Raw genomic sequence first — 14,184 nt, 5'->3', positions numbered from 1 at the left:
ATGCGATGGAAGCTGTGCTTCACACAGCGGCTTAACCGCCTTGGCGGTTGCTATATCACTGGTTTATTGGGAATATTTTGAATTGCCCATTTTATTCCTCTTTCTCTTAAATCAATATCTCCAGCTAAAACAACAATATCCGCATTTATATCAGGAGTATTAAAGGGTTTAAATTCAAGATGCAAATCACTTAATATGTGAATTTTCATGCTAATTCTATAATTGCATTGACAGAACGAAAGAAAATCATGATGCGTTTAAATCCCAATGCTATAGCAGCAGTCAGTAATTTTGCGACCATTACAAGAGTGGTTGATTTGGTAAGGCTTTATAATCTCCCGTGCTGACTTTTCGTTGAAGCCAAAGGTTGATTGTATTTCGACTGATTTGAAAAACTTGAGCCGCTTTACTCTTGTTCATCCCGTCTAACTCAATTGCCTGAATTACCTTCTGACGTAAGTCGTAACTGTAGGGTTTTGGCACGATCTGTTCTTGTACTGAATGTTTAGTCAGTATCCAATCGGACTTTAATCAGAGATTATACCGTTTGTCCTAACCATCTTGGCGGTTGCTATACCTCTACTTTCTGCAAAATTAAAAATCTAAAATTCGGTAATGACAAAATCAAATAATTGATGCGCCATTTCTAATTTAGAACAAGGTGCAATTTTTACCTGATTTCCTTGACTATCTAAAAATATCGCTTGATTATTATCGCTACCAAAACCACTATCAGCTCGATCGATAGGATTGGCAACAATAGCATCGAGTTTTTTATTGTGTAACTTTTCTAATGCAGGTTTGACAATATCGCCAGTTTGTGCAGCAAAACCAATTAATCTTTGATGCGGCTGTTTGAGTTGTGCTAACTGGGCAACTATATCCGGTACGGGTTCCAGGGGTAAGGCTTGGGGGAGCGATCGCTTGGGCAATTTCTCTGTACTATAATCTCGTGGCTTCACATCTGCCACGGCTGCTGACATCACAATTACATCAGCATTGGGTAAACATTCCACCATCACGTGCTGCATTTCGTCTGCACTAACAACGGGAATTGCTTGTACTCCCAATGGTACATCCCAATTAGCTGGGCCATGTACTAAGGTGACGTTTGCCCCTCGGTGAAATGCAGCTTGCGCTAAAGCCAATCCCATTTTACCTGTAGAAGGATTACCAATAAACCTCACCGGGTCAAGAAATTCTCGCGTTCCCCCAGCACTAATTAAGACTCGTTTACCTACTAAATCTCGTTTACCTTGAGTGTGTAACAGCGATTGGATGTGAGCCAAAATTTCTGGAGGTTCTGCTAATCTACCAGCACCGATGCGATCGCACGCTAACAATCCTGATGCTGTATTCATCCCATGATATCGGCTATCGATTAATAGCTGTTGCCAATTTCGCTGCACCGATCGCTGTTCCCACATATCAGTATTCATTGCGGGTGCTAACAGCACGGGACAAGTAGAAGCCAACACAGTATTTGTGAGTAAATTATCAGCCATCCCGTAGGCTAGCTTTGCTAATGTATTAGCTGTCAAAGGGGCAATTACCATAATATCTGCCCATTCACCCAACTCAATATGCAACGGACGAGAGTGAGTTGGTTGCCAAAAATCATCATCTGTGTAGGCGGGATGACGAGATAGGGTGGATATTGTCAGAGGCGTGATAAATTTTTGCGCCGAACGGGTGAGGATGACTCGGATTTCCACCCCAGTTTTAAACAGCGTCGAAACTAGTTCACAGATTTTGTAGGCGGCGATACCGCCACCTACACCAATGAGAACCCTGTTCAATTTTAGATTTTGGATTTTGGATTTTGGATTTAAAGGAGATTGCATTGGTACTTTCGGATTAAGCAAGTGAGACATTAACCCCTGATAATCTCTGATTGTAGCCAGTTGACCCCAATCTAAAATCTAAAATTTAAAATCCAAAATTGTTACGCTTCATCGTAGGGTTCCAAGTCTAAGAGGTAGATATAGGGTTCAACTAACTCTGGACGCTGAAATGCGATCGCTCGCAATAGATGCCAATCATTTAAACCCTCAAAAGCATTACTATAATTATCCAGTTCCAGACGTGTAGCTAGTTCTTCTACTTCTACTGCACTCATGGCAGCAATTTCTTTTTGGGAAATGCTTAGAGTTGTCATAATACTTGCCCCTCCCTTATGCAGCACTCGCCTTCAGCATGGGTTAAGTTGCGCTCTTTCGCAGCCACCCAATATATATTACTCATTAGAAGTCATTAAGTTCGTGAAAATTGTCAGAATTTGTACCAGAATTTATAAAAAATTCGTAATCCTGACTAAGCAATTGTATTTACAACGAAATTTCGTAGCACCTCTAACGTTTTTAGATCTATTTCATGCCCCATATCAAATTCGTGGTATTCTACCGCCACTCCAAGAGACTTGAGAGTTTCTCGTGCCTTCAAAGCAGCTTGCAGGGGCACAACTTCATCATATTTACCGTGAGTGATTAAAGTCGGCCCAATCCCACTTTTAGCTGCCGTTAGCGCGTCAGGATGTAAATACCCGCTCATGACAACTAAACCTGCTAAGGGCAATTTTGAGCCGACATCTAAAGTCATTGCTCCGCCTTGAGAAAATCCACTCAAAATGGTACGTGACAAAGGTATGCCAGTGGTACTTTCTAAAGATTCCAAGAAATCTGTTAGCAGTTGCCGACTTTCTGCCAAACCTTGATACATATTTTCCCCCCGCAGCTCATACCATGCCCTCCCTATCGGGGAATAGGGATAAGGATAAGGTGCATTGGGCAATACAAACTGGTAATCGGGTAAGTTGAGCAATGGTAACAAAGATGCTACATCCTCAGCATTAGCACCCCAACCATGCAAAGTGACAATTAAGCCTGCTGCGGGTTGAGAAGTTGCTGTGGGAACGGTAATGGCTTGTAAAGACAGAGGTTTACTCCTAAAATTCTACTTTTATACATAGATCCTATCTCTTTAAGCAGACTTAGTATTTAGTGGCATTTGCTGCTTTACATTAACTATTTGTTCTCTGCTTCATCTTCAAGTAGGATCGTATTGAGAAGATTCAGTTCGCTAGATGCCATAAAGTAGCGATCGCTAAAAACTGTTGATTCCTAATCAAATTTTAGGGAATTAATCCAGCTTGTTGAAAGATCGCGTGAGGGGTGATTTCCAATTCGGGTAGCAAATCATCAGTAATTATTTGATGAGATCGATAAGTAATCGGTAAGGAAGATGGCGCAAATCCAGTTACAGTTCTAGCTTTTGTATCAACCACCCAAACACGACAAACACCAGCTTTCAGATAATCAGTCGCAATTTCTGCAATTTCACCAAAAGTTTGACCAGGTGAAATGATTTCGATGATTAATTCAGGTGCGACAGGACAAGCTTCGTCTAACAGCCAATCAGCAGGAAGACGGTTATAAGAAATATAGGTCAGATCGGCCACAGGCATCCAATCTTGTTGATTTCGTGTTAGTTTAATTGCCCATTCAATTACAACCCGACCTTTTGCTTGTGCCCATGTAGACAGTAGTATAAATAAAGCACCAGTAGTCGAGCCATGAAAAAATTTTGGTGACATCTCATTATCTTTATATTTAGGTACAGCTTCACCATTAACAAACTCGTATGTAATATCTCCTTCGGGAAGTGCGAGAAATTCTTCTAGGGTGAGGCGTTGATTAGAAGACTGAACCATAAGTGTTATGTGGAAAAAGATGCTTACTTTTAGTTTAGGCGATCGCAAATATTAGAGACTAAGCCTACTTAGTCCTTATTTCCAGCATTTTCGACAGTGCTGACTTTGGAGGAATGTAAGCATATAAATTACACCAATCAATATAATGCAACAATTATTCATTACCAACAGAGCCAATTTTAACAATTTGTCAAGACAAGTATGTTTTACGTTTACAAGACTGACTTTTTCCAAGTTCTTACAAAAATAACTTGTTTTCATGCTAATGTATCTATTTCAAAAGATACAGGAGAAATTAATGAATATAATTTTACAAACATAACTAATATAATTTATAATTTTTTCTAAAAAACAGAAATGGATAAAAATAATTTTGAAGCATTTACTAACTTACCAGCATTGAAAAAAAATGCTATTCAAATCTGTGGTCAAGAATTTATTGATAGCTTGACTAAAAAAGGTATCTATGCAAAAGATAGTCAATTCTGGGCAGAGGTTAATAAAAAGCTAAATATTCCTGATGATGCTTATGAAAGCAAACAGGCTAGAGAACAAGCAGAACACGAACAAGTGCTATTGGAAAATAAAGCGAAAAAGCAAGCAGAAAATGAAAGATTGCTGGCAAATAAAAAAGAGGTACGCAGTGAAAATAGAAAAGATTGGAAAATTACTGTTTTTGAACTTACAGAATTAGATATTTTCGGCAAGAAGTTTATAGCAGAGTGTACTAAAGAACCAGACTTACAAGAAAAAACTTCGTTTTGTAATACTCAAGGAGATGCTTATAGTCAAGCTTGTAATCTTGTAGATAAATTTGAAATACAACAAGAAAACTTAAGTATTTTTATGGAGCATTACGCAGTAATGAAAGATTTATATCTCATGATTATATACCTTTCGAGTGGAGATCAACATAATCGCTACCTTAACAATAATCGTGAAAAGTCTAAAGAAAATTTTACTGGGGTTAGCTGTTGGAATGGATTTGAATTTAAAATAATTGATGAATTAGTGGCAGAGGGATTGTTAGAACTATCAGATAGCAAAACAACTCTGACAATGAATAAAAAAGGTATGAAATTTGCAAGAGAGGTTTTAAAAAAAAATAATATTAATGGAGCAGACAGACTTTTAGAACAGCGAGAATACCATGAAGAATATATTAATTATATAAGTGAATTAGATATTACGGAGGAGGAAGAAGAAGACGAAGAAGAGGAAGAATAGATGTAGAACTGGCATAATGCCTGCTATCTGTAGCAGTTTTAATTGACAAAAGTGATGCCATATAGTTATGAACGCTATTATCCTTAATGGTCTTGAAGTGAACCAAGGCTTATGCAAAACTTGAGATCCTTCGCTTCTAGCCTACTTTTAAGGAATCGATCAATGGCGCGTCTAGCCCTGCTGAGTGTATCTAACAAAACTGGTTTAATTGACCTCGCCCGTAGCTTGGTTGAAGAATTCGACTTTGATTTAATCAGCAGTGGGGGAACAGCCCAAGCACTCAAAGATGCTGGACTCCCAGTTACTAAGGTTGCTGATTATACAGGTTCGCCAGAAATTTTAGGTGGTCGAGTTAAAACGCTACATCCCCGAATTCATGGCGGAATTTTGGCACGGCGGGATATTCCTCAAGATATTACAGATTTGGAAAATAACCAAATTCGCCCGATTGATTTAGTGGTGGTGAATCTTTATCCTTTTGAGGAAACGATCGCTAAACCAGGGGTAACATTAGCCCAAGCTGTTGAACAAATTGATATCGGCGGGCCAGCAATGCTACGGGCATCATCGAAAAATTTCGCCCATTTGGCTGTATTATGCGATCCCGCACAGTATGACGAGTATTTAGAGGAATTGCGGCAAAATAACGCCGAAGCATCCCTAGAGTTTCGGCAAAAGGCGGCATTAAAAGGATTCTCGCACACTGCTAGCTACGATCGCGCGATCGCATCTTACCTAGCAGAAGCAGAGCAGTACACTCTTAGCGGCACACAATTGCAATCTCTGCGTTACGGCGAGAACCCTCATCAACCCGCCAGTTGGTATCAAACTGGTACTACCCCAACCGGATGGGCAGCTGCTACAAAATTGCAAGGCAAAGAACTTAGTTACAATAATTTAGTTGATTTAGAAGCTGCACGCCAAATTATTGCTGAATTCACTGATACCCCAGCTGCAACGATAATTAAACATACAAATCCCTGTGGTACGGCATTGGGAAATACTATTTCCGAAGCGTATCAAAAAGCTTTCAACGCCGATTCTACTTCTGCCTTTGGTGGAATTGTCGCACTCAACCGTCCGATTGATGCGGCTACAGCTAGCGAGTTAACTAAAACATTTTTAGAGTGTGTGGTTGCACCAAGTTGTGAAGCTGAAGCTCAAGAAATCCTAGCAAAGAAATCTAACGTGCGGGTTTTGACTCTAGCTGATTTGAGCAGTGGCCCTAAGGATACAGTGAAAGCGATCGCAGGTGGTTTTCTTGTCCAAACTAGCGATGATATAATTGCTGACACCAGTCAATGGCAAATAGTTACCGAACGTCAACCCACACCCGACGAATTAGCGGAATTGCTGTTTGCGTGGAAAGTTTGCAAACATGTTAAATCGAATGCCATCGTTGTCACAAGCGATCGCACTACACTAGGAGTAGGTGCTGGTCAAATGAACCGCGTTGGCTCAGTTAAAATAGCTCTAGAACAAGCTGGGGAAAAAGCCAAAGGTGCAACTCTCGCCAGCGATGGATTTTTCCCCTTTGATGATTCAGTCAAAACAGCCGCAGCCGCAGGAATTACAGCCATTGTCCAACCTGGGGGAAGTTTGCGCGATAAAGATTCTATCATTGCTGCCAACGAACTGGGCTTACTGATGGTATTAACTGGTGTACGTCACTTTTTACACTAAATCATTGCTTATTAGGTGTGCAGTTTACAAAGTGTCACACTAAATACTTTCTTTATAATTGAAGCAATGATATTATCTAATCGTGTGTGAGGAGCAAGTTAAAAATAAAAAGCGCCTGGGGTGGAAACACGGCAACACTCCCAAGCGCTTTTTAATTTGTCAGAAATTGGATTGCTTATGCAGTTTTGAAAATGTCACTCAATATACTTGCCATTTGATAGAAGTAGTGATATTATCTATTTGTGTGTGAGGAGCAAGTTAAGAATAAAAAATGTCTGGGGTGGAAACACGGCAACACTCCCAGGCATTTTTTAATTTCTATATAAAAATTATAGAAATTAACGCTTCCAAAATAATTTCATATTTTTACTTCCAGTTAAAGACACGAATATTGTTAAAGTTAATCACGTCGACTTCTACACTCGGAAGATAATTTGCTAGCTTGAAGTCATCAGTTAGGACAAGATACTTACCTTTAGATAAAGTTAGGATTCCACTGTCAGTAAGTCCAAATTTGATAAATTTTTCAGTATTAACAGCATCTAAACTCTTTATATAGTATTCATCCAACATATCAGCATTTTGAACAAATAGAGCAAATATTGTAAAGCACTGAGAACGTTCAGGTTCAACAAGTTTATCGACAAAGTTAGAGACTTCAGTCAAAATATTTGGGGTTGTTACAAGTTTCCGAAATTTGCTAATGATTCCTACCAGAAGATCGTAATCTTCTGGTAGGAATTGCTGCGTTCGATTAAATCGGGTTATTCTTTCTCGATTGACCGTCCCAACAAAGTAAAGAAGTAGGATATTTGTATCAATTAAAATTCCCTTTTGGTGATAACGACGAATTAGGGAATTAATCATATCTTTCATACTTGTCTAATTTTCATTGCTTCTACTTCGCCAGTTTGAGAATTCACTTTAAAAAGTTTATATTCTCGTTCATACAACACAGGGGTAGAAGCAAGAGAAGAAGGAATTAAGTCTTCCAATCGGCTTTTAGAAGCTTTTTTAGGAATATCAAACCCTAGAGTAATCAACCAGAAGCTTTTATCCTCAGAAAGTTCAACTTCTTCAAGTCTCAAATCTCCTAATGAAGAACCCATCATGTCTTGTATGGATTTTATGTATCCATAGGCAGCATTTACTGCTGTTTTGACATCAATCATAATTTTATTTGATCCCTGACATAAATTTGCCAATTTAATACCTTATTATAGTAATTTATCCTTGGGTACTGATAATTGGTTAGCACATAAATAGCAAGATCCACTCTACCTATAGCGTTTCTTTGCTAGTAAATGCAATATTCTTTCAGATAACTTTAATAAAAACCAATTGAGTAAATCTGAATTGTGGGAAATATTTTGCAAAAACTCTCTAACTTCTATTGGTTTGCAGAGAATAATAACTTGCTGGTTCGGTGTTACTTGACTAAGTTTTTCTAAAATTCCAGGGCGACGAGTAATTGGGTATGACCAGATATATTTGAGAAATTCCCAATTCAATCTTTCAAGACAATCTGATGCCATATCAGGTCTGGATTGTCCTGCATATATAAAGCGACGTTTAATTACTCGCGATAAACATAAAAGCCGGGGAAAGTCCAAAAAAATTACCGTATCTGCAACCGACAAACGAAGGTCGAGAGTACCGCCATAATTACCATCCATAATCCAAGATTCTCGTCGGGTTAGGTCTTGGATAATACTTTGCCATTCAGTTTTTGGAGTCTCAACCCAACCAGGATTCCAGTACCAAGCATCCAAGTGAATCACTTCTAAACTTAAGATGGTTCCCAATTCGCGGGCTAGGGTAGATTTACCAGCACCTCCAGAACCAATGATTAAGATTTTCTTCACTTTAGATGTGCATCTCCCTTTTCAAGCCCAAAAGGTAAGCATTGCTCACCCAAATAACCGTCTTCAGAGCAACTCAATACGCCGCTACAATAGTACCACTACAAGGATTATGCCCAAATTATTGATATTATGACCACTGCTACGACCGTAAAAACTGAGTATGAAGCGATTATTGGTTTAGAAACCCATTGTCAACTGAGTACCAATACCAAGATTTTCTCTAATAGCTCTACGGCATTCGGCTCTGACCCCAATACTAACATTGACCCAGTTTGTATGGGTTTACCTGGGGTTTTACCTGTACTCAATCAAAAAGTATTAGAATACGCCGTCAAAGCTGGTTTGGCACTAAATTGTCAAATCGCCAAGTATAGCAAATTTGACCGTAAGCAGTATTTTTATCCAGATTTACCGAAAAATTACCAAATTTCTCAATATGACCTACCGATCGCAGAACACGGTTGGTTAGAAATTGAGTTGGTAGATGCTGAGGGTAATCCGATTCGCAAACGCATTGGCATTACACGTCTGCACATGGAAGAAGATGCGGGAAAATTGGTACACGCAGGTAGCGATCGCCTCTCCGGTTCTTCCTATTCTCTGGTAGACTACAATCGCGCAGGTATCCCATTAGTAGAAATTGTTTCCGAACCCGATCTGCGTTCTGGACTAGAAGCGGCTGAATATGCCGAAGAATTGCGTCGGATTGTCCGGTATCTCGGCGTCAGTGACGGCAACATGGAACAAGGATCTCTGCGTTGCGATGTCAACATTTCCGTGCGTCCAGTAGGACGAAAGGAGTTTGGCACCAAGGTAGAAATTAAAAACATGAACTCCTTCAGCGCCATCCAACGGGCGATTGACTACGAAATTGAACGCCAAATCGCCGCCATCGAAGCAGGCGATCGCATTATCCAAGAAACTCGACTGTGGCAAGAAGGCGCTCAATGCACAAGTAGTATGCGCGTGAAAGAAGGTTCTAGTGATTACCGCTACTTCCCCGAACCAGATTTAGCACCAATCGAGGTGTCAAATGCACAATTAGAGCAATGGCGTAGCGAACTACCAGAATTACCAGCCCAAAAACGCCATCATTATGAAAATGAGTTGGGGCTTTCCCCTTACGATGCGCGAGTGTTAACAGAAGATCGTTCAATAGCCGAATATTTTGAAACTGCGATCGCATCTGGAGCAAATCCCAAAGCTGCTGCCAACTGGATTACTCAAGATATTGCCGCACACCTCAATAAGCAAAAACTCACTATTACTCAAATCGGGCTGACTCCAACCAATTTAGCAGATATTATCACTCGCATTGAAACGGGCAAAATTAGCAATGCTCAAGCTAAACAAAAGTTGCCAGATTTGCTTAGTGGTATTTCTCCTGAAAAAGCCTTTGCAGGTCAAGAGTTAATTACCGATCCTAGTGTACTGGAACCTATTGTCGATGAAGTCATAGCCGCCAATCCCAAAGAACTAGAAAAGTATCGCAACGGTAATATCAACCTCAAAGGCTTCTTTGTCGGACAAGTTCTCAAAAAGACAGACAAACGTGCCGATCCTAAGCTGACTAACGAATTGGTCGAGAAAAAACTGAACGCTTAGAGTTTCGGTCAAGCTAGCTTTGCTGGGTGAGGAAGTAGGAGGAGCAGAGGGGCAGGGGAGCAGGGGAGCAGGGGAGAAGAGTTTTCCCCTCAGCAAGAGCAGCACCCCGCCCCTCTGCCTCTTATGCCCAATCCCCCATGCCCAATTCCCAATTCCCCGACTAAGTATTTTCCCGGTCTTGCTTCACACAATCTTCATATAAAAGCTGGTGACAACCCTCATACGTAAAATGATATGCTGTGGTAAGTAGATGCACCCTGATGATCTGGAGAGCTGCCTAAGTAGCTCTCTTTTTTATTTTATTTTCGTGGTATTTACGGATAAATTTCAAAATTTTTAGAAATAGCCTCAATAAATAAGTATTAACCCTTAAAAAGTAAATGAGAGAGATTAGTAAGTAGATGTATCCTAACGATCTACAGAGCAACCCAAGTAACTCTCTTTTTTTTGTTTTAGTTTTTCGTCATAAGAAAGGTAAAAACAATTATGCCAATCGCCAACTGGTGCATTATTATTGCCATCAGCAAATAAACTCACAATAAAAAGGACTGGGGACTGGGGAAGTAGGGCAAAACTAATAACTCTTAACTCCTAACTCAGCACTGAGAACTTTTCCAAGGCACTTTTGTAAAGTACATATTGACCTATCTAACCTGATAGTTGTAAAGGAAGAATGATGGCAGATTGGCAAAAAATCACAGGTGGTATCACAGCACCAAGGGGGTATCAGGCGGCGGGAATTACCGCAGGGTTGAAACCTTCGGGGTTGCCAGATTTAGCTTTGATATTCTCAGAGGTGGAAGCGATCGCAGCTGGTGTATTTACCACCAGCCAAGTGAAAGCTGCCTGCGTAGAATATTGTCGCCAACGCTTGCAAGCCAAACAAAGCGCTCGTGCCATCCTCTGCAACGCTGGACAAGCAAACGCCGCGACAGGAACTCAAGGCAACCTTGATACCCTAGAATCTGCTCTAGCAGTAGCCCAAGCCCTGAACATCTCGTCTGAATCTGTGTTATTGGCTTCCACTGGTGTAATTGGTCAAAGAATTAAGATGGATGCTTTGCGAAGTGGAATTCCTAAAGTAGTAGCAGCACTATCAGCAACAGGTTCAGATGCTGCTGCTGGGGCGATTATTACTACAGACTTGGTAACAAAATCCATTGCTCTACAGACAACTATAAGCGATCGCCCGGTAAGAATTGGCGGCATTGCCAAAGGTTCCGGCATGATTCACCCCAATATGGCAACCATGCTGGCATTTGTGACTTGTGATGCCGTGGTTTCGCCTCATCTTTGGCAGCAGATGTTAGCCAGGGCAGCTGATAGAAGCTTTAATTCCATTACTGTGGATGGTGACACCAGCACCAATGACAGCTTAATTGCCTTGGCAAACGGTCAATCTCGCACCCCAGCAATTACAGAATGGGGCGCAGAAGCAGAGAAATTAGAGGCGATGTTAACAGCAGTTTGCCAGCATTTAGCCAAAGCGATCGCTCGTGATGGTGAAGGTGCAACCTGTCTAATAGAAGTAGAAGTAACAGGGGCCCATGATGAAATTTCAGCCCGACAAATAGCCAAAACCATCGCCGGTTCATCCTTAGTTAAATCTGCAATCTTTGGACGCGATCCAAATTGGGGACGCATCGCCGCCGCTGCCGGACGTGCAGGTGTACCCTTTGAGCAAGAAAACCTGCAAATTAAGCTAGGGAATTTCTTAATGTTAGAAAATGGACAACCTCTGCAATTTGACCGTGCAGCAGCAAGTGCTTATTTGAAAAAAGCATCAATGGGTGCTTATCTTCAAGAAGATACAGTGTCAATCTCCGTTAACGTTGGCAATGGTTATGGTGTAGGTAAAGCTTGGGGTTGTGATTTGAGTTATGACTACGTGAAAATTAACGCCGAATACACTACCTGAACTACTCCAATTGTTTGCCTTGTAGAGACGCGATTCATCGCGTCTTTAGCCAAGGATGTATTGCAATCATTAATTGAATTGGTATCAGAATAGTCTTACAGTCTCTTATGCTGTGGCTGGACGGGGAAAATGCCTAAGAAGCATATAGAACTTAGAAGGAAGAGATAGTTTCTTCGTGGTGTTTGAAAACGGCAGATAGTTGCGATCGCAAGATAATAAATACACCTATTTGGGGTATTTGCTTAGGTCTTCAACTTTCCCAGCCTTACCATCTTGCTCTCACCGCAGTGCGCTCCTAAATTATAGGGATAACATAATGGTTGTGATAAATAAAAACTTATATATGACAAATAACTATTAAAATTAAGTTACAAAAGAAGTGAAGACAGGAAATCATAAGGTAAACATAATACTCATCATAAATAAGAGTTTATATATTAGAAATTCTTCCTATAGTTAACTAAAATAGATAAACTTTTCCTTATACATCCAATCTAATATTTATTTAATAATCTCGACTCCAAGTTAACAATTTCGGCTTCAAAGGCTGTAAACTGATTTCAACAAGGTGAATGATACCTCTGCATCACACTAGAAAAGCAGAGCCAATAATTTAACCGAGTTTTTATATACCTAGCTATTTCATTGATGAGATGGCTGCGATCGCTTGGCAAAATATAGCTTGATTAATCATTAATAATGCAAGAAACCAAGATTTTTTGCCTAAATTGTCATAGCTATAAAAAATAACATTCACGTTTTCAGGAGATATTTATGACAGAATTTTTTAACCAAATTTCTCGCCGCAAATTCATCTTCACAGCCGGAGTATCTGCGAGTGCTGTATTGCTCAAAGGCTGTTTGGGTAATCCTCCTGAAAACCTGACTGGTGGAAGCTCTCAAGCACAGCCAACTGCTCAGTTGGTTGCTAATATTAGTCCCGAACAAACACCAGAAACTACTACAGTGAAGCTGGGATACATTCCCATTGTAGAAGCGGCTCCTTTAATTATTGCTAAAGAAAAAGGCTTTTTTGCCAAGTATGGGATGACTAATGTTGATCTTTCCAAACAAGCTTCTTGGGGTGCAGCCAGAGACAACGTAGAAATTGGTTCTGCTGGTGGTGGTATAGATGGCGGTCAATGGCAGATGCCAATGCCACATTTAATTACAGAAGGTTTAATTACCAAGGGGAATCAAAAAATTCCCATGTATGTATTATGTCAATTAATTACGCATGGAAATGGAATTGCGATCGCAAACAAGCACCAAGGCAAAGGTATTAGTTTACAACTCGCCAGCGCTAAGTCTTTGCTTAAGGAATTAAAATCTTCCACACCCTTCACAGCTGCATTTACCTTTCCCCATGTCAACCAAGATTTGTGGATTCGCTACTGGTTAGCAGCAGGCGGCTTAGACCCGGATGCAGATGTCAAATTGCTCACAGTACCAGCAGCGCAAACTGTGGCCAACATGAAAACAGGAACAATGGATGCCTTTAGTACAGGCGACCCCTGGCCATATCGTCTTGTTCAAGAAAAAATTGGCTATGTAGCAGCATTAACCGCAGAAATTTGGAAAAATCATCCTGAAGAATATGTTGCCATGAGAGGCGACTGGGTTGATAAAAATCCCAAGGCTACCAAAGCAATTTTAAAAGGAATCATGGAAGCCCAACAGTGGTTAGATAATTTTGACAACCGCAAAGAAGCGGCTGAAATTCTCGCTGGACGAAATTATTTCAACCTTTCTTCACCAGAAATTCTCGCAGATCCATACCAAGGCAAATATGACATGGGCGATGGTCGCAAAATTGATGATAAATCAATGGCTGCTTACTACTGGAAAGATGGAAAAGGTAATGTTTCTTATCCATATAAGAGTCACGATTTATGGTTCATCACTGAAAACGTTCGTTGGGGATTCTTGCCAAAAGATTACGTAGACAATAATGCTGCTAAGGCTAGAGAACTTATCAACAAAGTCAACCGTGAAGATATTTGGAAAGAAGCTGCCAAAGAAGCTGGTATTGCTACTGCTGATATTCCTACAAATACATCCCGTGGTGTAGAAGAGTTTTTTGATGGCATCAAATTTGACCCTGAAAAGCCAGAAGAATATTTAAAGAGTTTGAAAATCAAAAAGGTCAGTGTTTAGAGGCACGATTAACCTCTTGT

At 40.3% G+C, this 14,184-nt stretch carries 13 protein-coding genes and 1 pseudogene; 5 read left to right on the top strand and 9 right to left on the bottom strand.

The features are described from left to right. Nucleotides 1-50: 50 nt before the first annotated feature. From RMZ95_RS01115 to RMZ95_RS01090, 6 genes and pseudogenes are all read right to left on the bottom strand, one after another. Complete coding sequence (locus RMZ95_RS01115) at nucleotides 51-209, bottom strand: hypothetical protein (RefSeq protein WP_322685983.1); 159 nt, start codon at nucleotides 207-209, stop codon at nucleotides 51-53. 106 nt (nucleotides 210-315) lie between these two features. Next, nucleotides 316-483: pseudogene (locus RMZ95_RS01110) on the bottom strand (IS630 transposase-related protein); the annotation flags it as partial. 119 nt (nucleotides 484-602) lie between these two features. Next, nucleotides 603-1,844 carry a bifunctional phosphopantothenoylcysteine decarboxylase/phosphopantothenate--cysteine ligase CoaBC gene (coaBC, locus tag RMZ95_RS01105; RefSeq protein WP_322685984.1) on the bottom strand — a complete coding sequence of 414 codons (1,242 nt, stop codon included), beginning with the start codon at nucleotides 1,842-1,844 and terminating at the stop codon, nucleotides 603-605. Nucleotides 1,845-1,945: 101 nt separating this feature from the next. Then, nucleotides 1,946-2,158, bottom strand: coding sequence for a DUF2555 domain-containing protein (locus RMZ95_RS01100; protein WP_094351471.1), 213 nt, complete (start codon nucleotides 2,156-2,158; stop codon nucleotides 1,946-1,948). Nucleotides 2,159-2,313: 155 nt separating this feature from the next. After that, nucleotides 2,314-2,919, bottom strand: a complete 606-nt coding sequence (locus RMZ95_RS01095; protein WP_409882124.1) for an alpha/beta hydrolase — start codon at nucleotides 2,917-2,919, stop codon at nucleotides 2,314-2,316. A gap of 211 nt (nucleotides 2,920-3,130) precedes the next feature. Beyond that, nucleotides 3,131-3,709 (bottom strand): Uma2 family endonuclease, encoded by a 579-nt coding sequence (locus RMZ95_RS01090; protein WP_322685985.1) that lies wholly within the window; start codon nucleotides 3,707-3,709, stop codon nucleotides 3,131-3,133. A 357-nt stretch (nucleotides 3,710-4,066) separates the two neighbouring features. On the opposite strand from RMZ95_RS01090, the gene RMZ95_RS01085 reads away from it, so the two are divergent. Together RMZ95_RS01085 and purH are read left to right on the top strand one after the other, a co-directional pair. Next, on the top strand, nucleotides 4,067-4,936 hold the full coding sequence (locus tag RMZ95_RS01085) for a hypothetical protein (RefSeq protein ID WP_322685986.1): 870 nt from the start codon (nucleotides 4,067-4,069) through the stop codon (nucleotides 4,934-4,936). A 162-nt stretch (nucleotides 4,937-5,098) separates the two neighbouring features. After that, nucleotides 5,099-6,619: a bifunctional phosphoribosylaminoimidazolecarboxamide formyltransferase/IMP cyclohydrolase gene (gene purH / locus RMZ95_RS01080; RefSeq protein WP_322685987.1), complete on the top strand. Its 1,521-nt coding sequence runs from the start codon at nucleotides 5,099-5,101 to the stop codon at nucleotides 6,617-6,619. Nucleotides 6,620-6,985: 366 nt separating this feature from the next. Here the strand turns inward: purH and RMZ95_RS01075 are convergent, their stop codons facing one another. The 3 genes from RMZ95_RS01075 to RMZ95_RS01065 all read right to left on the bottom strand — a co-directional run bounded on the left by RMZ95_RS01075 (nucleotide 6,986) and on the right by RMZ95_RS01065 (nucleotide 8,484). Further along, nucleotides 6,986-7,486: a PIN domain-containing protein gene (locus RMZ95_RS01075; protein WP_322685988.1), complete on the bottom strand. Its 501-nt coding sequence runs from the start codon at nucleotides 7,484-7,486 to the stop codon at nucleotides 6,986-6,988. Between the two features lie 5 nt (nucleotides 7,487-7,491). Continuing rightward, nucleotides 7,492-7,791 (bottom strand): hypothetical protein, encoded by a 300-nt coding sequence (locus tag RMZ95_RS01070; RefSeq protein ID WP_322685989.1) that lies wholly within the window; start codon nucleotides 7,789-7,791, stop codon nucleotides 7,492-7,494. 105 nt (nucleotides 7,792-7,896) lie between these two features. Continuing rightward, nucleotides 7,897-8,484 (bottom strand): DNA topology modulation protein, encoded by a 588-nt coding sequence (locus tag RMZ95_RS01065; RefSeq protein ID WP_322685990.1) that lies wholly within the window; start codon nucleotides 8,482-8,484, stop codon nucleotides 7,897-7,899. Between the two features lie 129 nt (nucleotides 8,485-8,613). Between RMZ95_RS01065 and gatB the strand changes: the two genes are divergently transcribed. The 3 genes from gatB to RMZ95_RS01050 all read left to right on the top strand — a co-directional run bounded on the left by gatB (nucleotide 8,614) and on the right by RMZ95_RS01050 (nucleotide 14,164). Beyond that, a complete protein-coding gene (gene gatB / locus RMZ95_RS01060; protein ID WP_322685991.1) occupies nucleotides 8,614-10,089 on the top strand; it encodes an Asp-tRNA(Asn)/Glu-tRNA(Gln) amidotransferase subunit GatB in 1,476 nt (491 codons plus the stop codon). Nucleotides 10,090-10,765: 676 nt separating this feature from the next. Further along, complete coding sequence (argJ, locus tag RMZ95_RS01055; RefSeq protein ID WP_322675482.1) at nucleotides 10,766-12,007, top strand: bifunctional ornithine acetyltransferase/N-acetylglutamate synthase; 1,242 nt, start codon at nucleotides 10,766-10,768, stop codon at nucleotides 12,005-12,007. Nucleotides 12,008-12,781: 774 nt separating this feature from the next. After that, on the top strand, nucleotides 12,782-14,164 hold the full coding sequence (locus RMZ95_RS01050) for a CmpA/NrtA family ABC transporter substrate-binding protein (protein WP_322685992.1): 1,383 nt from the start codon (nucleotides 12,782-12,784) through the stop codon (nucleotides 14,162-14,164). The last annotated feature ends 20 nt before the right edge of the window (nucleotides 14,165-14,184 follow it).

This window comes from Nostoc sp. DedQUE07 (genome assembly GCF_034530975.2).
In the GTDB taxonomy this organism is placed as follows: Bacteria; Cyanobacteriota; Cyanobacteriia; order Cyanobacteriales; family Nostocaceae; genus Nostoc.
The sequence above is the reverse complement of the archived record's forward strand: the minus strand, read 5'-3'. Positions and strand labels throughout refer to the sequence as shown.